This window comes from Ruegeria sp. CL7 (genome assembly GCF_056536445.1).
Genome location: NZ_JBQFPQ010000015.1, coordinates 1 through 19558, shown reverse-complemented (window position 1 = coordinate 19558; position 19558 = coordinate 1). Strand labels below are relative to the sequence as shown.

The 19558-nt window shown below is 51.9% G+C and carries 20 protein-coding genes; 4 read left to right on the top strand and 16 right to left on the bottom strand.

The features are described 5' to 3' along the window. Positions 1-4 precede the first annotated feature (4 nt). From ACR0LI_RS20340 to ACR0LI_RS20325, 4 genes are all read right to left on the bottom strand, one after another. Entirely contained in the window at positions 5-778 is a 774-nt protein-coding gene (locus ACR0LI_RS20340) for a DUF4391 domain-containing protein (RefSeq protein ID WP_480719146.1), read from the bottom strand. After that, positions 775-3999 carry a helicase-related protein gene (locus ACR0LI_RS20335; protein WP_480719145.1) on the bottom strand — a complete coding sequence of 1075 codons (3225 nt, stop codon included), beginning with the start codon at positions 3997-3999 and terminating at the stop codon, positions 775-777. Before ACR0LI_RS20335 ends, ACR0LI_RS20340 begins: the two co-directional genes overlap by 4 nt. After that, complete coding sequence (locus ACR0LI_RS20330; protein WP_480719144.1) at positions 4000-4188, bottom strand: helix-turn-helix domain-containing protein; 189 nt, start codon at positions 4186-4188, stop codon at positions 4000-4002. Between the two features lie 286 nt (positions 4189-4474). Further along, positions 4475-4978, bottom strand: a complete 504-nt coding sequence (locus ACR0LI_RS20325) for a helix-turn-helix domain-containing protein (RefSeq protein WP_480719143.1) — start codon at positions 4976-4978, stop codon at positions 4475-4477. 1018 nt (positions 4979-5996) lie between these two features. Between ACR0LI_RS20325 and ACR0LI_RS20320 the strand changes: the two genes are divergently transcribed. Further along, positions 5997-6161, top strand: a complete 165-nt coding sequence (locus ACR0LI_RS20320; protein ID WP_480719142.1) for a hypothetical protein — start codon at positions 5997-5999, stop codon at positions 6159-6161. A gap of 113 nt (positions 6162-6274) precedes the next feature. Then, the gene (locus ACR0LI_RS20315) at positions 6275-6649 is read left to right on the top strand and encodes a hypothetical protein (RefSeq protein WP_480719141.1); all 375 of its coding nucleotides are present in this window, start codon (positions 6275-6277) and stop codon (positions 6647-6649) included. Between the two features lie 239 nt (positions 6650-6888). Here ACR0LI_RS20315 and ACR0LI_RS20310 read toward each other — a convergent pair whose 3' ends face one another. The 5 genes from ACR0LI_RS20310 to ACR0LI_RS20290 all read right to left on the bottom strand — a co-directional run bounded on the left by ACR0LI_RS20310 (position 6889) and on the right by ACR0LI_RS20290 (position 11844). After that, on the bottom strand, positions 6889-7260 hold the full coding sequence (locus ACR0LI_RS20310) for a hypothetical protein (RefSeq protein ID WP_480719140.1): 372 nt from the start codon (positions 7258-7260) through the stop codon (positions 6889-6891). Between the two features lie 11 nt (positions 7261-7271). After that, on the bottom strand, positions 7272-7949 hold the full coding sequence (locus ACR0LI_RS20305) for an AAA family ATPase (protein WP_480719139.1): 678 nt from the start codon (positions 7947-7949) through the stop codon (positions 7272-7274). Between the two features lie 434 nt (positions 7950-8383). Further along, positions 8384-9517 (bottom strand): hypothetical protein, encoded by a 1134-nt coding sequence (locus ACR0LI_RS20300; RefSeq protein ID WP_480719138.1) that lies wholly within the window; start codon positions 9515-9517, stop codon positions 8384-8386. A 6-nt stretch (positions 9518-9523) separates the two neighbouring features. Further along, a complete protein-coding gene (locus ACR0LI_RS20295; protein ID WP_480719137.1) occupies positions 9524-10891 on the bottom strand; it encodes a ParA family protein in 1368 nt (455 codons plus the stop codon). Positions 10892-10935: 44 nt separating this feature from the next. Beyond that, positions 10936-11844, bottom strand: a complete 909-nt coding sequence (locus tag ACR0LI_RS20290) for a helix-turn-helix domain-containing protein (RefSeq protein WP_480719136.1) — start codon at positions 11842-11844, stop codon at positions 10936-10938. Between the two features lie 497 nt (positions 11845-12341). Here ACR0LI_RS20290 and ACR0LI_RS20285 point away from each other — a divergent pair, with 497 nt between their 5' ends. Next, positions 12342-12527 carry a hypothetical protein gene (locus ACR0LI_RS20285; protein WP_480719135.1) on the top strand — a complete coding sequence of 62 codons (186 nt, stop codon included), beginning with the start codon at positions 12342-12344 and terminating at the stop codon, positions 12525-12527. Between the two features lies 1 nt (position 12528). Here ACR0LI_RS20285 and ACR0LI_RS20280 read toward each other — a convergent pair whose 3' ends face one another. From ACR0LI_RS20280 to ACR0LI_RS20255, 6 genes are read right to left on the bottom strand one after another with little or no spacing between them, the layout of a single operon-like run. After that, on the bottom strand, positions 12529-12735 hold the full coding sequence (locus ACR0LI_RS20280) for a hypothetical protein (protein WP_171672711.1): 207 nt from the start codon (positions 12733-12735) through the stop codon (positions 12529-12531). Next, positions 12728-13264, bottom strand: a complete 537-nt coding sequence (locus tag ACR0LI_RS20275; RefSeq protein ID WP_480719134.1) for a hypothetical protein — start codon at positions 13262-13264, stop codon at positions 12728-12730. The genes ACR0LI_RS20280 and ACR0LI_RS20275 overlap by 8 nt, the downstream gene beginning before the upstream one ends. Then, a complete protein-coding gene (locus tag ACR0LI_RS20270) occupies positions 13257-14033 on the bottom strand; it encodes a hypothetical protein (protein WP_480719133.1) in 777 nt (258 codons plus the stop codon). Before ACR0LI_RS20270 ends, ACR0LI_RS20275 begins: the two co-directional genes overlap by 8 nt. Next, positions 14030-14239, bottom strand: a complete 210-nt coding sequence (locus tag ACR0LI_RS20265; RefSeq protein ID WP_480719132.1) for a hypothetical protein — start codon at positions 14237-14239, stop codon at positions 14030-14032. Before ACR0LI_RS20265 ends, ACR0LI_RS20270 begins: the two co-directional genes overlap by 4 nt. Further along, on the bottom strand, positions 14223-14816 hold the full coding sequence (locus ACR0LI_RS20260) for a hypothetical protein (protein WP_480719131.1): 594 nt from the start codon (positions 14814-14816) through the stop codon (positions 14223-14225). The genes ACR0LI_RS20265 and ACR0LI_RS20260 overlap by 17 nt, the downstream gene beginning before the upstream one ends. Before the next feature lie 3 nt (positions 14817-14819). Continuing rightward, entirely contained in the window at positions 14820-15326 is a 507-nt protein-coding gene (locus ACR0LI_RS20255) for a hypothetical protein (protein WP_480719130.1), read from the bottom strand. Between the two features lie 1280 nt (positions 15327-16606). Here ACR0LI_RS20255 and ACR0LI_RS20250 point away from each other — a divergent pair. Further along, positions 16607-18808, top strand: a complete 2202-nt coding sequence (locus ACR0LI_RS20250) for a winged helix-turn-helix transcriptional regulator (RefSeq protein ID WP_480719129.1) — start codon at positions 16607-16609, stop codon at positions 18806-18808. 413 nt (positions 18809-19221) lie between these two features. Here ACR0LI_RS20250 and ACR0LI_RS20245 read toward each other — a convergent pair. Then, positions 19222-19558, bottom strand: a 337-nt coding sequence (locus ACR0LI_RS20245; protein ID WP_480719128.1) for a COG3904 family protein, incomplete at its 5' end; no start/stop codon positions are given.

Here is a 19558-nt window from a genome sequence, read left to right as displayed (position 1 = left end):
TTCCTCAAATTTCTTTGCGAATAGCTTCGATGCTATCACTGAGTTGCTTGATCCGGGTGTTCAGATTGACCTGTGTCCCCAAGTTTTTCTCTTTCTTCAGTTTGTTGCGGGTTTCACGGCGCTCCTGATGAAGCTTGTCCATCTGCCGCAGTGCCTCCAGGCGGGCTGCTTTCGGTTTTGATTCCTCGCTCGGCGGTGCGTACTGCCCCGAGTGCGCTGCGCAGTTAAGCGCAATGATCCTAGAAACCGCGTCTTGATAGAAGTCGTAGAGATTGCGGTAGCTGAAGTTGTTCGTGCGGAAATCCGATAGAAAGGCGTCCTGTGCAGTGCTCGGCTCAGATGTGTCGATCCAGCCCGAGTCGTAGCTCGCCTCGACTACAATCTTGTTGGCGTCTGCGCGGTTGATCCGTTTATCGGCGGCGTTGATTGCAATTTGATTCCCGCGCACGAAGACGATCAAAAGCGGGTACGGTATAGATTTCTGGATGACCGAGGCAATGCGAGCATGCCGCTCAATAGCGGTCAGACCGATTTGGAGAACCGCGATCTCCAGATACTCATGTGTGTCGTCTTCCAGCTTTGGTATGTTGATGGTGGACGGCTTGAGCGTGTAGCTCCAGTCGATCCCTTCGATGTCCTCGACAAAGGCCTTCTTGTCCGCCGCGACAAGCTGCCCATGCTCATAGAACTGCTTCTTGAACAGCCGCTTGCCGAGGTGGCAGGCCTCCGGCACTGCCAGGTTTGCGTAGAAGTCCTCGATGCTGCGGACGTCACTCATGGCGCGTTCACCACCATGTAGCTGATGATCTCAAAGTCCTCCATGCCCTGAAAACTCTCCTTGGTCAGGTTGGTGCCGCCGCGTGAGAAAAGGCTCTCGACTCCTTTCTCTTCTGACTTGCCGATGATGCTGCTGACGGCCGCCTCCAAGAGGTCGCGGTAGTGGCTCATATCCTTGCCGTTCTTGGTGATGGCATTCATCTGCGTGATGGAGGCGGTGTCGGGTTGCGTTTTGCCGTGCCCGTGCTTCTTGAGCACATCGAGTATCTTCTTCGACTGCACAAAGTTCAGGTTCACCTCGCCGTCATCGGTAACATAGGTCAGGTAATACGGTGCGAGGGCATAGCCGTCTTCGCGGTTCACGGGCTTGCCGACATTTTTCAGGCAGAAAACAACTCCGGGCGGCAAGCCTTCGAGCTTCAAGCCAGCGTCAAGCGATGCAGCGGCGAAGAGCCCAGTCGGCGCTTGCTCCAGTTCGCCAAGATGCTTTTTCATGAATTCGGACAAGTCCATTCGGAAGTCGTTCAGCGTCAGGTCCGTAATCGAGACCCCACCTGACATCTCTTCCAGATCGACCACTGTGTTTTGGAGTTGATGGAGCTGCTTGCGACGATATTCCAGATCATTCATTCCGCCAGCGGCGTCTTGTTCGATGACGTTTTCTTCGCCAGTCGCTGAGATGTCGAGAAGGACCATCCTGCCGCTGACGCGCGCTTCAAGGTTGATGTACTCGTCCAGTTCCATGTTCGGCCAGAAGTTCGCCAGTTGGATAGCCTTGTTCTTTGATCCCAAACGGTCGATGCGGCCAAAGCGCTGGATGATCCGAACTGGGTTCCAGTGAATGTCGTAGTTCACCAGATAGTCGCAATCCTGAAGGTTCTGCCCCTCTGAAATGCAGTCGGTCGCAATAAGAAGGTCGATCTCTTCGGTTGCGGCTTCATCGATTTTGGCGCGCTCTTTCGAGACCGGCGAGAAGGAGGCTAGCAGACCGTCGAAGTTACTGCTTTGACCAGGAAGGTTCGTCTTATTCGTTCCGCTGCCGGTGATCTGTGCAGAATAGACGCCAAGCTCCTTGCGCGCCCATTCGGCTATGTGTTCGTAGAGATAGCCAGCGGTATCTGAGAATGCCGTGAAGACGATTATCTTTCGGTTGCCGTCATTTATCGGGTTCTTGCATTTGTGAAAGATCAGCTCCCGCAAAGCTCGGAGCTTTGCATCTCTGCTGGCTTCGATCTTTTGCGCCTCGTCCAGAAGCGCTGCCAGCTTAGCACGGTCATCTTCCAAGTCCTGTCGCCAGCGATGCTCGTCCATGTCTTTGATGAGCACCTTGACCTTGCGCCCAATGAGGAAATCCTCGAACTCCGGCGAATCCGTTTCGATATCCTCAATGCCCAGCTCTTCGATGTCCGAGGCGCTGTGGCTCTCAAGCTTTTCGAGTAGCATCTCGACCTCGGCCAGAAGCTTGCCGAGCGTTAGGCCAAACGAGTGGATCGAGCTTTCCATGCGCTTGAGTAGGTTGACACGCATCAGGTGGATAAGGCTCTGCTCGCGGTCCACCTGGCGGAAGACGGAGGCTCCGCCCTTCACCTTCACATCGTACTTGCGACTATACTCTTCACGCTTGTCAGCACGGACGTATTTGAGCGGCGAGTATGCGCTCAGGTTCAGCTTGCGGATGGTCCTGTTGATCTCTCGGAGCGGCGGGAATTGATCCTGTGTGTCGATATCAGCCTTGATGTTGATGGGCTGCAATCTCTCTGGGAATGATCCGATCTCGCTGATGTCGTAGTACTTCTCGATGTGCTTGCGAGACCGCGCGATAGTCAGCAGATCGAGAAGTTTGAAGTAGTCGAAGTTCATAGTGTCCAGCAGGGCTTCTACCTTGCGCTCATGATCTTCCAACCGCAGCCAATTGTTGAAACGTGTCTGAGCCTTTCGAAGGGTTTCTTCGATGCTTCCAATGCCGAAGTCGCCATAGGCGCTATCGATACCTTCGGTGATGAACGCGACCTGGTTCTTCAGGTCATTCATTCTGTTGTTCACGGGCGTGGCGGATAGCATGAGAACTTTGGTCTTCACGCCGAAACGGATGATCTCATCCATAAGGCGGGAGTAGCGAGTGAGGCCTTCCTTGGCAGAGCTGGAGTTGCGGAAATTGTGGGACTCATCGATCACTACGAGATCGTAGTTACCCCAATTCAGCGTTTCCAGGTTGATCTCACCCGAGCGCCCCTGCAACCGCGTGAGGTCCGTATGGTTCAAGACATCGTAGTTGAAGCGGTCAGCGGCCAGTAGGTTGCGCTTGTCGTTGACAGTGTAGACTGTCCAGTTGTCCCGCAGTTTCTTCGGGCTAAGCACTAGAACGCGATCATTACGAAGCTCATAGTATTTGATAACGGCCAAGGCTTCGAAGGTTTTGCCGAGACCAACACTATCGGCAATGATGCATCCGTTGTATTTTTCAAGCTTGTCGATGGCCCCAAGAACGCCGTCGCGCTGGAATTTGTAGAGCTTGTTCCAGACTATTGTGTCCTTGAAACCTGTTTTGGATTTGATGATGTTCTCTTCGTCAATGTCTTCAAGAAAGTCCTTGAACAGGTTGTATAGCGTCAGGAAGTAGACAAATTCCGGAGACTGATCCGCGCTGAGGCGTTCAATCTGCTTAAGCAACAAACTCTTGGCATCTTCGGTAGCCTCAGTGTCGCGCCAGATCCCCTCGAACCACTCCAACATAGCTGACGTGCTGGGCGCATCCTTTGCGCACATGTTCATGTGGAAGCGATTGGACTCTGAGTAGCCAAGCCCGGTGCTCGTGAATGTAGAGCTTCCCTGAATAGCAACAGCGTTCCCATCAGCGCGGCTCGCGAGCATAAGGTTTTGACCGAATGATTGCGGCGAGCGTGCTGTGCGGACCTCGGCTTTCTCAGCAAGCCACTTGGAGCACTCTTTCGCAATCTGCATTTGGTTGAGCTGGTTCTTAAAGCGCAGCTCAAAGTCGTCACCTTCGAGCATCGGGAAGGTGACGACATCATCCCCGTTATTGTTGGATGTTGTTGGGAAAAGCAAAAAGCGGGCGCCATCTACGGCTTTAAGTTCTTTTTTGAGAGCCTCAAAGCCGTAGATAGAGAACAGACCCGACATAACGGAAAGCTTGGTTCCTGTCGAAAGGTGCTTCCTCAGTTCGTCGCCAACTCTACCGTTTTTCTTGTTATCAAGAAGCATTTACTCGCTCTTCCCGCCACTCTTCAGCCGTTCGTCAATCCAGGCATCGATCTCCTGCTTCCTAAAGCGCCAAGCCCCACCAACCTTGAAGCCGGGGATTTCTCCATCAGCAGTCAGACGGTAGGCGGTTTTTTCGGTGATCTTGAGATACAAGGCGACTTCCTTGATGGTCAGTATGTCGGTGTCCATCGAGCCCCTCAGAGTATTCATGCCCATATGAGAAAATATGGTAAGAAGTGGAAAGCCTCAACACTGATTTACCAAACATGGCAGGTCAAACTTGTCCAATGCTAACAGTCCTAGGGAATTCTGGCCTATGCCACTAGTGTCAATCTCGAGACGCACTAAGTCATTCAATCTGGCCGGAAACTAGGCTGATAAGCGTTCCTAGTACAGTGTCCTTCTCAAGCGGGTCGATAAGACTACCCAGCTCGAATTCGCTCGGCTCTCTGGGCATCGTTCTCAAATCAATTATTCACTCTTTCAATGAGATTTTCTCCATGATTTTCGGGTCTTTCTCGATCATTGAGAGATACTTTGCAGTGGGTCCTGATGGCGTGCGGCTACCATCCTCGTATTTCTGAAACGTCTTCACCTCAAAGCCGTACGCAACACAGAATTGCTCTTGAGTATAGCCGAGACGCTTCCTCAACCGCGGGAGGTTCACACCCTTGTCCGGCGTTGTAGAGACTGCCTTGACGCCAGCCTGCTTCAGCTCAGCTAGCAGTTCCATCAAATCTGAGATTTTGGGGAGCAAGATCAGTGCAGTTGTTCCCGTTGTAGCAACCTGCTCAACAGCGCGCTTGGCTTTGAGAAGCGAGATGCCGCACTTCGCAAGCGCGCGAGAGGCCTGAATGATGTCAGGGTTTTTTGATGCGCTAACCAGGGCGATTGAGCCTTTTGATCCGGATTGGTTTCGGACGACGTCCTTGACTGGCCCCAGTCGTTCGGCGAGCGCCTTCAATGATGAGTTCGTCATAGTTCACAGTCTCCAATACGTAACGGCCAATTGTTCTTAGCCGCGCGACACCCAATCGGTTCGCCTCTAAGCCCTGGATGTGAAAACCTTTGAGAATGATGATTTTCTCATGGAGCTCAGCCTCAGCAATCACCGTAATGAGTCCCTCGGGGACCCAGATCGAAGCAATAACCACATCACCTTCACTGTCGTCCCACTCGAACTCAAATCGAATGTTAGTCATTTATATACCCCTCTGGGGGATAACTTCAAGGTATCTCTTTTACTAGAATTTGCTTCCACAGTACCTGTATTGCCCTTCATCCACCCGCCAAGTGCCTTACCCGAAACGGCTCCTTCGCATTAGTTTGCTCCTTCGGAAGGTTGAGCAAACTCTACATCAGAACAAGGGAAGTTTCGGGGAGCAGGTCATTCATAGTGCCCCCAACCGAATTTGACACCGATTGGGGACACGAATTATTGGGTATCAGATTTCTGAAAATGCGATCACCAAATCTGTTAGTACAGCACCATAAGTCACCAGGATTTATGATCGCGAACCAATTTTATGATCGTCTCGCTATGTGACAAGCCAAGTCGCGCACAAAGCGGGTCAAGTTCCGTCTGACAAAGCCATTCGTCAACCGCAACCAAAGCTGGATCTGTCAGCCAAGTGGTCCCCGGCCGAAATGGCTTAACTTCTTTTGGGCTCCAGACGACCGTTTCATATGGGAGCACGAGAGGCCCCAGAGTGACTTTTCTATCTGATGTTTCGCTCATAATAGTATCCCTATCGCCGTTGCATAAGTGAGCGCCCGGGATATTCCCATAACTCCTGAGCACAGCGCTGGATGGTGAGCTGCCAGCATGTAAAATAAATCATAACTACAAAGGTTCCGATACCCGGAACAATTGCGGGGTTTCGGTAGCTTGGGCCCCTGCCCCGACGGTGATTTTAATTGGATCGCCCGGTCGTTCGAGGGAAAGAATTACTTATCGAGGCTGACACCCTCACCGTCCATTAGGAATGGAGGCAACAATGCCCGACAGAGACGAAATGATTGTTTCTCTCTTCGACGAGATCGAGGGGGCAAATCGTAACGCAACGAGCGAATACCTGATCGAAGCGGTGGCAGCCGTGGCCGATGTGGATCCTGGAGTGGTCGAAGACGTCGTTGCGGATCGACTGCGTGATCAGTTGTAACCCGGCATTTATTCCGGGTTTGGCCTGAATCCCACAATGTCAGCAGCTCATGCCGAATTCACTGGCTTGCATGATATCCACAATATAAGTGGCAGAAAAATGGAGCAGTAAACATGCGCACAACACACAATATCAATGGTGTCACCCCTATCGCCAATTCCAATCCTGGCAGTGGTCGCGAGCTAGCGGCAACAATCAGTGCAGGCGAATGGCCGGAACATGATCCTGACATCGAAACTCAACTGATTGGTCAAATGGAAGACAAGGTCAATGAGCTCCTCGAGGATCGAGAGATCGAAGCTTTTGCCGAATATGACAGTGATGGTGATCGCACATATTACCAGCTCGAGAACGGAGAAGTCGGGGTTCACTGGGTCGCTGCCCAATTCGTTGAAGCTGGCACGGTCGAAGATCTCGCCGAGCAGGTCGTTGGCGAATTTCGTCGGTGGGCCGAAGAGAATGAAGAGGCTTCCGGCCTGGCAATGTAAAAAGACATTCAGGTTCTCAGCGAAACCCCGTCGCAACCGGCGGGGTTTTCTAGTATTTCAGGCGCTCGGAGGCTACATGGTCATGCTAAGTTGATAGAAATGTTTCCTGAACATGCTGATGCCTGATGAATTATCCGCGTGCCTCCGTGCCTCACTCAGTATTTTTGGGATTTCCTAGGGCAGGAGATGCCCCCTGCCCCACTGTAAGTTAAGTAAAGTCTTGTCTTGTCTTTACTGACCTAAAACTCAAAGTCGACCTCGTGCTTTTCGAGGAAAGCCAGCATCGACTCCTCCATAGCCACGACGACACTTTTGCCCTTCTTCTTGGCAACTTTGTCCCACTTGCGATAGAGCCGAGGGTTCACCTTTGTGGAGAAGACCTGTTGGCGCGCCGCCTTTTTCTCTTTTTCCCGGCGCAGCTCAATCTCATCTTCCAGCTCTTCAGGGTCGAGCTCCCTACCCGCGTCTGCTTGGATCTCGGCGATCATGCGAACACGTTTGGCATGCTTGGTGTCAGAACCTGATGGTCTCCGACCATGCTTGTCCCTGTAAGGCCATGGCTCATCGTCATCCATTGTGACTTTACCGATTGCGGATGTATCTGCACTCATAGCTGAACTCCTTATTTGCCGGCGCGTTCGCGCAGAAGGGTGAAAATCTCGTTTGTGATGGCTTCTACATTCTCAACCGCAGAATCTAGATTGGAGCCCTGGTAGCGCGCTGGCAGATCGACATAGTCACCTCCTGCGGAAACCATCGACTTGAAGATCGGCCGATGCGCCAACTGCGCACGCATGAGGGGGGCGTTGTTCTCCACCAGAACCTGGCGCATGTCTTTACTGATGTTCGCCTCAATGGGACCTGTTTCAGTAAATGTCAAAAGCACGCGTGCCTCGATATCACGCCCAAGTATCTTGGAGCGTGACCGAACCCGCTTCAGAACCTGAACCGCCGCCTTTACGTCTGGAAGAGACGCCTGACCTGGGATCACGACCAGGTCGCTCACCAGAATTGCGTCAATGATGCTGGCATCGTCGGAACCTTCGACATCGATCAAAACGACGTCGTATTCGTCGGCGGCATCCAGGGCTCGCTCTGTAATCTCTTCGCGCTCGACATGTTGAACGGTGATGTTTGACGGGATTTCTTTGATATCCGACCAGCCAGATAGCCATTTCTTCGGATCGCTATCCAGGATCAGGACCCGCTGCCCGGCCCTTGCTGCCTCAAGAGATGTGAGAATGCATGTAGTGCTTTTTGCGCAGCCGCCCTTCGAGCTGCAAAATGAAATAGTTGACATAATATAGTCTTCCTCAATGATTTTTTTGTGAGCTGTTCGGCTCACTGAGGAAAATACGAGGTAAAGGTTTCGCCAGAGCTTACTTTACAAAACTGACCAAGTCCTTTCTTTGAAAGGCAAGCCTTTACTGACCTTTACAAGTAAAATCTGAACCTGACTTGTCTTTACTTTACAAGACTGACCTATCGATACCCCTTATTTCATTGGGCTTGTGCAGTTCGACAAAGAGTTTGAGCAGGGCGGGTGCCCAAACCGAGGGTATTACCCCCCCTTTTTCGTTACTAGCGAAAAAAGGGGGTAATACCAGGGTAGCCTCCTCCGAGCCTACGCAATCTATAGTATAATTTGTCGACGCGCATTCGTAAAACAGGAGATTTTTGCCTCCATGTAGATTTGATGCTTATGGGATCTTGAATGAGTTGATCGGGCAGGTGTCACTTAACCCGCCCTGCCCCTTTCGCTATCGCCTCCAAGATCCATTCGATTTGGTCCTGACTGGGCTTCGATCCGTCTTCCAGAGATACTTTGATCGCCCCTCCGCGGCCTGCGGATACCGTAAGGCCGTTACTGAGGATCGCCCTGCCCTTTTCCCGGGTTGCAGTTACCTTGGCCGGTGGTTGTGGCTTTTGCCTTTCTTCAGGCTCGTTGCCAGTCTCGGACGCAACTTGTCGGCCACCTGCAACCCAGTTCTTTACGGCCGGCACACTGGATCTGAACCATCGCACGCCCCTTTCTCGGAACCCTGGTCCAAACATGGCCTCGATATCGGCTTCAAGTTCATAGGCATCAACGGCAACTGAGATGTCTCCACGTCCGACGCCGAGCTTCTCAGCCAAGTAGTGCTGTGACACTCCGGGCATTGCATTCTTGATCTGAGCGATGCTGCGGATTTTCTCCCATCCGGATAGATCGGATCGCAATGCATTCTCTCTGAAACGCTCTAGCAGGTCAGCAGCTTCCGCAGGTGTATCCGCGGACTTATCAATGGACACAAACGCAAGAACTGGCCTTTCATTCAGTTCGCATGCCTTAGTTCTGCGCCGACCAGACTGAAGAAATAGTCTTCCGTGCAAATCGCCTGGAGCTGTGCTGGAAAGCTCAGATGGCTCACTCACGCCCATCCTGTTGGCCAGAAAGTATAGTGCTTCCCGAACCGCAGGTGTATCCGCGGATACACGCACTCGAATTGGCTGCATTTGGCCATTATCTTTTAGGTCTTTCTTCAGTTCTTCAAAGGCTGAAGGATTTTCCTGCGTATTCCCCAGTTGGTCATCGCGGTCTGTTCCAACTTGATCGATAAGCCATGACGGATGGAGCTGAATAGATAGGCGCCCAGCCAGAATAGCATCAACTACCATTTTCTTTTCTCGTGCTGGGTTTAGCTTTAAGGCCTCAATTTGCTCACGAAGCTCAATGATCGTCTGCGCCTGATCGCCAGCCGCAACGTCTCGAACAACGCCTGACATTTGCGGCAATCCGTCGACCGCCATCGGATTTTCGTGAATTGTTTCCGCGGATACAATTTCTGCTTCATCAATGCCGGCGTCCAATTTCTTGCGCTTTGCCATCTCGTCTTATCCCCACCGATCTTCAATGAACCGATCTGCAAAACCTCTTGATGGGAGGTTTGGCCAGATACGCTTTACCAGTGCATCATTTACCGAATTTGCATTTGCCATGAATGCTCTCGCTGAAGATCGCCTGCTGTCAGGTGGCTGGTATTCATAGATGCTTTTGTATTCTTCGGCGGCGTTCGCAATGGCGTCCGAACGGGAATACCAAACCTGCGAGATCAGGTCAGGTGCACGTCGGTACAAGTCAACAATATGAGATGTATCCCGGTCGTTTGCCTCCTGGATAATGGTTGGCAATACGACGTGACCACCAGTGCCAAGCACCAATGCCGGATCGTTCGTTGTTAGTGTTTCCAGGTATGCTCGCAGCACCGAAATGAATGTCGTAAGAGTGCTGAGGTCAAACCCTTTCATCGTCTGAGGAATTACAAGTGTATCCGCGGATACAAGCGGGTTCAGCTGCATCAAACTGATGGATGGCTGTTGGTCCACGATGATGACATCTAGCGTTTCTGACAGGGCCGCCTGGTAACGATCCATGTCGAAAGATCCATCTTCTCTGCGCAAGTCCTCAGGCATCGTCTTGGGCTTGTAGGCGTCCGACCAGGTACGCACGGCGTTGGAGAAGACTTTGTGGATCCGGGTTGTTGTGCGCATGAAGTAGAGCGCCACGTCGCCAGCCAGGATGTTCGCGCCTCCAGGGAGTAGCCTCAGACCAGGCCAAGGTGTCGATTGCCAAAAGTTATTCAGTGTTTCGGCATCGTGCGCAGTCGGCTTATCTTGTCCGGGCTCATCAACACCCATGAAGTCGGCGAGGGTCGGGGTGTCTTCCTTGAAAAGGGGCAGGTCAGCATTGGCGAAATACAAAGATGCCGTGCCCTGAGGGTCGCTGTCGATGACCCCAACGCGCATGCCATATGTCAGCGCCAGGTATTGTGCCAGGTGGGCAGCCGAGAGGCTTTTACCCGTCCCGCCTTTCTGCGCGCCGAAAACGATAATCTTCAAATCCTCGTCCGGCTTTCTCCAAAACAGATGTGGGCGCTTTTGAAGCTTGTTCGATCCGATCAATGCACGGATCAGCATGATTTCGTCAGGACTGAACGTGCGCTCTCGACCGCGAACTAAGCCTTCCGGGAAATCTGGTTCGGTCTTAGCTAGACGGATGAGGTAGTTCTTGTCGACACCAAGGAACTCTGCGACTTCCCGTTGTGAAAACCGGCGCGCAACACGGTTTCGAAGGGTTAGGTCCCTTTGAAGCTTCGTATTGACCGTGCCCATCACACGCGCCATGCGCTCTGTAAAAACCTGAAGATCTTCGCCCGGAGTCACCTGTGTATCCGCGGATACACTCACATCTGCACTGCTCATTTCACCACTCTCTCGTCGGTGTTTCTGCAATCACGATAAAAGAGCTACGCAGCGGTTGGCAACCTTTTTTCTCTTTTTTCCCATGATTTAAGTGAACAACCGATGTCGACAAGCTTGTTTAGGGTCAAAACACTTGGCATCGCGTGTACAACAAAACCGGTGAACTGGTCCTTTGTTGGCGGCTTCTTCCAGTGTGATTGCCAATGATCCTTGATTATCTTTTTCAAGTTCTGAAGGCCTTCATCTGAGCACTTCTGTGACATGAGAAGGTCTGCCTGATCCGCGATTGTATCCGCGGATACACTTACGCCTTGGCTATTCCAGATTAATTGAAGATCACCGACCACCTTGTCCTGAGGGAGGGGATCTGACACGGGAGTTTCACTCAAAAGCTTCTTCGTGAATTGCACCAATCCCTCAGGTGGAGCATGTCGGAAGTTGCCCGAACGATCCATAATCTCTTTCCAGGCTTTTTCTACATCATTCACAACACTTGCGAGCCGCCTCGCGCGCTCGCTAGTCTGTGTTTTATGAATTTTGTTTTTCTTCGAAGAAGGGCGTTCATTAGGCTGAGCACGGCGTTCAGCTGGCTGATCGACATTGGCGGGCGCCCGTTGAGAGGCATGTTTCTCTTTTCGGGAATTCACCCAATCTGCCCAGAATGTCACCAGATACTTGCAACGGTAATTGTATCCGGATGCCATCTTTTGACTGGTGGTTTCCACCAGGCCGAGTGTTCGGAGTTCTTTCACATAAGCCGAGATCGAAGCCTTGGAGCGGCCGATCTTTTCGGCCAATTGGTCTTGTCCGGGCCAGCTGTATCCGTGGATACATGCAAGGTTGCAGAGTTCGACAAGGACACGGAATGCTCCCGGTGACATCTCAATATCAAAGATGGAAGCGGGCAGGGCGACGAAGCCTTTGGCGGCGTCTATTGTAGGAACTGAAGACAATTTTTCCTCGCTCGCACAAGTGAAAACACTTGCGACGTAAAACTCGTCTTGCTATCCTGAAGATGCTAATCAGTAGGATATCTGACGAAGATATTTCTGAATTTATGAAGACCGGGCGGCTGCAACTGCTCGGTTTTCGCTTTTCTGGGGGTCGGGATTATATCATCTGCCGTCTCCTGCTCCTCGGTTCTCAATCTGCCTCAAGGCCTCTGACGGACCTTTGGTTGTTTACTCTTTTGCTATATTTAAACCCGATAACGGTGCACGAACGCAAGAACTTTAGGCCGCCATCTCATAACCTATTGATTTTCCTAGCCTATATTCAGGCAACTTATTGATTCTATTAGATAAGCCCCCTCAGATTTTTTGATTCATAAGCCCTCTCACAGAATCGGATTAGACACTAAATCAGTCTCTAACACGAATCTCGGGCACTAGATATGCCGACTCGGATTCGTCAGCTTGACCTTAACAGGGTAGGGCGGCACCATAACGGTATGACACCTGAGTTGATCAGTCTCATCCTTAGCATCGTCGCGACCTTCGCACTCATTGTTTACGTCCGCGGGGTCATCAAAACCGCAGGCTCGGATCGTGTAGTCGACCCGCTGGCTGTTGAGGAACTGATGTCCAGTATAGATTGGTCCCATGCGGATCGGGTTCTTGATCGCAAGAAGTCCTGATTCATTTGTTCTCTTTAATCCATTCGTCGGTCCAGATCGCCACATCATCAACTGCTACAACGTGATCCTGCACGACGGCGAGCAACGCTGGCCAAACCGCTTCATCCACTTTCAAGCGCGCTCGAATCTCGGCAATCAAGTCATCTGTGGAAATGGATTCCAACGGTCGGCCGAAGATTTCTTCGTCTGAGAATCCCTCATCATTCATTGTCCATTTCCTTCGTCGCCTGGTAGCAGCTCCACAACCGCTGCACTTCCACTCCGGGATCGTCTGAGCTCCGCTTGTTCGCATTCAACTGATCTCGCATCTCATCAGACAGCTGACAGGCCGGGAGAATGTCCACTTTTAGCAAATAACCGGCGTCCGATTCCGCTAGCAGGCGTTCGATCAGGGCACCTGTTACTGACGAATCTGAGTAGATCCAGCCGGAAGCGCAGCTCTCAATGAGATCCAGTGTTTGGTTGGCTACATCTACGGCAGCTGGAGCTGTCGACAGATCGATTGGAGATGCATCTAAGACCTGCGTTGACCAGTTCAGGGCAGGGTAGATGCGCGATGACCAAATTCGAGGCTCATCATCCACCACCCGCAATACCGCGATCTCAACGGGGTAGAATTGCCTTCTGACTTCAACAATCCTTAAGTCGCAGAATACCAGGCTGACAACAGGTTCCGGCAGGCCAATATCCCCGTAAACGCTGCCAGAGCCTTCGGTGATACTATCTTTTTCACTCATCGAAGGGGCTCCACTCGCCTTGTTCCTGACAGTGTGCACAAAGCGCGGCCGCTTTATCTTTTTTTCGGACGATATCGCCTTTATGGCCACATTTCGCACATGTGCGCTTGCTATCCAGTTCGATCCGCCTGAGCAGCTGATCCAGGCAGTGATCGTATCTGCTAAACACGATGTTGATTGAGCCATGTCTGTTCGTCTTCACATCTGTAATTTGCACAACAACCGGTTCTTCGAAGGATTTCCGGATTACATGTTCTGTCGCTTGGAGAAATTGCCCAAGCAGCACAAGCCAGCCTGGGCCAATTGCTGGCTTCAGGCTCGCAGTATCTGCGCTGACCAGATCTGGAAAGCGATCAGCGATATCGAGCTCGAGATCTGTCGGCCACCTCATCTCAGCCCCTTCAAACCGTTCTTCGAGGTAGTCGTTGTAACACCAGCAGCAAAGTGTCGTCAGATAGCCCTGAATGCTCTGCACCTGCGCCGCATTCCCACATTTCTCACAGGACTTCTCAATCTCGTCGACCCGCGTATCCAGTTCGTCGAGGATATTTTGATTGCATTTTCGCGTGTAGACGCGAAGGCCTCCGAGCTTTTGTTTGATCTGTTGGACATCCGGCAGCTCACTCCCAAAAACATCCGGGTGGCGTTCAACGCTGCGCTTCACATCCTCAAGCACCAGAGCAAGTTGGTCAGCCCAGCCAGTGCGATGGTCTCCAAGCTCCTTCCGAACGCTCGCGTAGATATCATTCCAATCAACAACCGTTTTCATTGCATATCCTTCAACTGCGCCACCGCGTCAGCTTTCTCATTAACAACACGCATGATCTCGTCAGCGGTGAGATCTTCGATACCTTCGAAATCGGCCGGCGAGATTGGGAACGCGACATTTTTTTCCGTGTCGTGAATCGCAAACGACAGCTTCAGGAACCTGGAGTCTCCAGTCCTGCTGAAAACTGGCTCAATTGTCCTCGTCATGGCCATTCTCTTTTTTAGTGATGCGCTCATCTAACTCACGAATGCTTGTTCGGATTTGCGAAAGCAATTCGTTGCGATCTCTATGCACCTTGCGGGCTCTGATCTCATCTGCGCTGACCGGACCAGATAACCTTGCCCGGCCAAGTGCGATCCTTGCCTCTTGCAGTGCCAAAAGCGCACTGGTCAGTGGATCAATCTCGACGTCAGCAGCGAGCGCGTCGAACTCCTCTTCACTGCCGATTGGGCCAGTCAGCGGTGCCTGTCCGGCGAGGAACTTGGCTTTCTTTAGTTTCAGAAAGGCGCTTGTCACCTCATCAGCTGTAGTGAGGGGTTCTCGCGCACCGATCTTCTCCAGCCACATGGCAGCGATCTTCTCAACGAGTGCCCACACGGTCTTCTTGCGATCATGCTTTAAGATCTTGAAGCGGAAAGCTTTCTCTTCGATGCCGAGGGGTTCGAAAGCCCGCTCGTTCACGCGCACTTCGTAGTCGCAGAGTCCGTCAAGATCGTCGCTGACATTTCCTGCATGCGACCGGGCAACTTCGTTTTCGTTCACATAGACAACGATTTTGAGCATCACTCACCACCCTTTCTCCACACATGCAGGACAACGACCGCGCTCATCCGTTCGGTTGATCTGGCCGAAATAGCCGCAAGTTGTGCACGTCATTCGATCTCGAATGGGTTTCTTTGGTACGCCAAACAGCCTTCGCCGCTCCGGATGGCGCTGGCTCGCGACATCATGTGCGCACCAGCAACAAAGCGTCGTGTACCAGCCGTCCAACAGCTGGGTCTCGGCGGCGTTTGAGCATCTTTCACAGGTTCGATTTGCGTGTGCAATCGTCGCAGCGATCATCGACTGGATGTGTCGATCATCACACCTGTGGTAGATGCGGAGTTCTCCCAGTTTTTCTTTGATCTGGAGAATGGCGGGGTAGGGCGCCTTTTTCTGATCGCAGTACTGTTTGATCTGTGAAAAAAGCGTCGTGACCAAGCCTGACCAGCCTTCGGGTGTGTGACCGAGGCTCTCCTCGACCGATTGCTTGATATCGTTGAAATCAACTGCGTTCGAAACACTATACGACATGTCGGACTCCTCCTTTGATTGGTAGGAGTGGAGGGGCATGATCCCTCGCCGCGACACTAATCTGGTGCAAAAAGCTTATAAGACTTCTGGCCCACCATGGCACTCCCAAAGACGACGCTGAATCAGCGACGTATGAGATTGCTCGACTGGTGCACAAAGTAAGTCATCGTCCATATTGGGTATGCACAGTTTCGAGTCGTGTCAACGGCCTGTTTTGGGAGTTGGTCTCGGGTCACGTCGTCGGATCAACTCGCATCTCCTCCCCGGATTGGTCCGAACCAGTTGGTCGACCGCCTGAAGGTCTGAACGCCGGTCAGGGATCTGTGCGACCGTTTGAAATCTGGGTCTGGTCTTCAAACTCAAAAGCGCGTTGCTCTCCCCATTACTTCTTCCAAAAGAACGCAGAATCTGGAGGTGAGTAACCATTTTGTGGAGGGGTCGGGTAAGAAAAATGTTGAGTTTGGCAACCAGAAACACACGCCGAGGAGTGCTTTCAAATTCGTTTGGCTGCACGTTGCTCGGACCTGTGAACTCTCTCGAACAGATGGGTCAAATCCTGGTCACTTGTGTTCGAGAAGGCCTGCTTGAACAGACTGTGAACTGGATGATTGGGGATCAATCGCGATAGGGCAGGGGGCTCAAAAAGCTCGTCGACGCCAAACAAACTGACAGAGCGCCATAGGGCGACTACTCCACGGCAAAAACAAGTTTAGTAAAGTCTTGTCTTGGAAAGACTTGCCTTGTGTGACGATAGAAAGACCATGAAGGCCCCCTTTTTTCAGGGCTCTAAAATGAGGAAACGCTCCAGATTTGCACCTGGAGCGATCCTACCTGGGCCGCGAAACGATAGTGTAGTCCAATGGGAGACTCTTATCGTCCGATGGCGGCCCAATGGACCGCCTATGAGAGAGATATGGCAGTTCAGATGCGCGTTGCAAGTCTTTGGGGTTAATCTTTCCTTTTCTGGGCGATTTGCTCTAACTGCTTAAAAAATCGTTAAGAATTGCCCTCATTGATTCTCAGATTTCTTGATTTGAGCAAGGGCATCGCTTACTTCCCACTCAGCCGATCAATTAAGGTTGGCTTCAAAAGCAGAGATCGCCGGCCGCGAATTTCTGGTCTTGAAACATAAATGATGGATTCTAAAAAATGTTCGTTTTGGGCAACCCAAAGACGCAAGCGTTGCGTCGTCAGAATACTGATTATGTGCCAATCCTGGCTCCACAATTTGCGCGTGCTGTAACCAGCACTGCGGCAGGCCGGAAAGTGTCCGGTCCAGCGTGTCGAGCTTAATAACGACGACTCAGGTCAAAGAACAAATCCAGGACAGCGTAAGTCTGATCCCGCTACAGGTTCAGATCGATGCTGACTTCGTGCCATCCTATCCAACCTACCTGGAGCAGATTGTCTACAATCGCCCGGCTCCATGGACGCCCGAGGACTACTTCCGAATTCTATGGGGCCCATGTGTCGAGGCTGGATATGGCGGCAGCTATGTCACTATAGAGCGAAACTATGAACGCGTCCTTGACGAGGGCGTCACTGAAGAAGAGCTCGAGATCTGGCGTGCTCAGGATATATTCTGGAGAGAAAAGGTCTCTCCCAACCGCAAGTGGATCACTAAGTCGTTCAAGATGGATGCTCTGCTGGATCCCAAGGGTGACGACGCTGCCTTTAAAGCACTGGCCGTTATGACCAGCGTTGAAAGAGAAGGTGATATTTACTGCTCACAAAACCCTATTGGTAATAGCTGGTATTGGATACCGCAGTTGCACCAGTATCGCGCTGAAGCGGAACAAGGCGTTCCGGTTGAGGATCGCACAAGCATTATGCCTTGGCGGAGATGCGAGGATAACGTCGACATCATCCGGGCTCTGTATCTCGATGTTGATGACTTGCTGACCAATCACAATATGGACGCTGATCAGGTCGCCGCGTTTATTCTGGCAGCCTGTGAGCAGAGAAACATACCCTTGCCATCAGCCGTCTTTTTCACGGGTCGCGGTGTCTGTGCCACCTGGTATGTTAAGCCAGTGAAGGGTGCCAACAAAATCAGACGTTGGCGCCTGACAATGGAGCGCCTTCGCAATATGCTTGCAGATGTCATACCGGACCCAGCCGTTGCAGATCCCAGCCGCGTATTGAGGGTGCCTGGTTCGATCAACACCAAGAGTGGCGCGCTGTGCCGACCTCTCTGGGTTCGCCCAGGGCGGGGCGGACGCCCCTACGATCACGACTTCGACGCGCTGTGCAATCAGATCCTGCCTATGTCATCAGATGAGTATCGCGACCTGTGCGTACGTCAGTACATCGAGCGTGGGCTGGAATTCAAACGCATCAATGCGGAACGCAAGGCGGCTACTGAGGCTTACAGACACAGCGTTGTTTCCCTTACCAAAAAGTCGGCCACGCTTCCTCAGCACAAAGGTCGCCACAGTTATGCCCGTGTCTCGGTCGAAGATCTTGAAAAGATCCACAAACTGAAGTGGGGCGGAGGGCATATCCCACGCGGCAATCGAAACCGCTGGCTCTTGGCGTGGGTTTCAGCAAAGCTTGTGCTTGTTCGCCCGGCCAATATGAAAGCGTTCACCAAAGAAATCGTCGCCAAGGGTGTCGAGATCGGCCTGAAGGCGATGGCCACAGCCAAGGCTATGGCGCCGGCTTATCAAAGAATGCTGGCTCAGCACGCTGTCAATTCCGGTCTGTTGGCGGGCGAGGGCGATGCCGAAGCTCTCAAGTCAAAGACAAAATGGGGAGCTAAGGAGGGCTCCAAGGGGCGCACGGTCCTGAACTACTCCTTTTCAGCGAAGCGTCTCGTAGACTTGTTCAGGATTTCAGATGCAGAGATGCGCAGCTGGAATTTGCGTGTGTTGATCTCAAAGAATATCCGTCGAGAGCGTGATCGCACTCGTAAGGCCCTGGAGCGTGGTCAACTTGCGGCTCCGATCTCCCTTGAAGAGAAGGCCGCGCAATATGCGGCTGAGGGTAGGGCGATTAAGGCACTCATGGAGAAGAAGGGTCTCTCCCAAAGGGGTGTCGCAGCTGAGCTGGGCGTTTCGTTGGGCCTGGTTCAACGCCGCCTGAAACGAATGGAGAACGAAGTCAGCAGAACTGACTCGGCTTGTCCTTGTAAAGATAATAGGAGCGAGCCGGCGCGGCGAGGCGCAGATGAGTCTATATATAATAAAGGGCTCTCGAACCCAGAGGAGGCCTTGGTTTCGATCCGCAAACCCGCATCCGTCGTGAAACTCTCAGACAAGAAATGGGAGAAAATACGGGAAGGGGCGAAGGTCACACCCTTTGAGCCTGAAAAACCGGTCGAAGCCCATCCTCCGAAATCAATACCTGACAAACAACCGGCCAAGATTATTGGTTTTAGACCCATCGCATCTGGCTCACGTCGGAAGGATCTTCATTTCCAACCTTTGCAGGGCCCTGAAGTGCCCCTGAATTGCAGAAAGCGCTTGCTTTGGTCGGGCTAAGGTGACCATCCCAGCGCGTTATTCGTGTTTTTAGGAACGCTTGATGTGTTTTTAGGAACAGCCAGCTCGTGTTTTCACATTTGCCTTTCTCACGGCGAGAGCAGTGCGCTGTAATTTACATCTAAAACAACATGTTACCCCGCATCGGGTGATCAATCACTAACTGTTTGAATACCGTTGTACAGGCCAACCCCGTTATTTCGATAGAGTGCCGAGAACTTTAACAAATTTACTTTGTTATTTATATCAATAGCTTGCATGGCCTTTGTGGCTGCGTTCCCGATAACACAACGTGCGTTCCTGAAAACACGAAATGAACAAGACAGCTATCCCACCAAGTGTTACTGATATAACGATCAGCGCAAAAGCAATTATCAGACTTTTTCACATGATCGCTCCCGTCGGTATGGACCCTAATCCACGATTTGGTTCGCTATGCGGGTATCTACTAGTTCTTCCTCGATAAGCGCATAGATCTCCTCAGGCGGAGTGTTCAGTGAGTACAGCATAAGTGACGGGTCCACACCCAGGTCGATGAGGTGCTGCATCGTCTCTCCTTGCCCCTTCTGGATGCTTTCTACGGCGAAGACGACTGGAATTAGGCGAGGCTGTTCGTAGTAGTGCTGATGCATGCCCACAATGCCTCGACGAGAGACGATGCGTTCCTCACCGCCTGCAAGGATGTAAGGACATGACGACACGCACATCGAGCCAGCTAGAACGGCTGTAGAAAGCTCAGCACCTCTCACC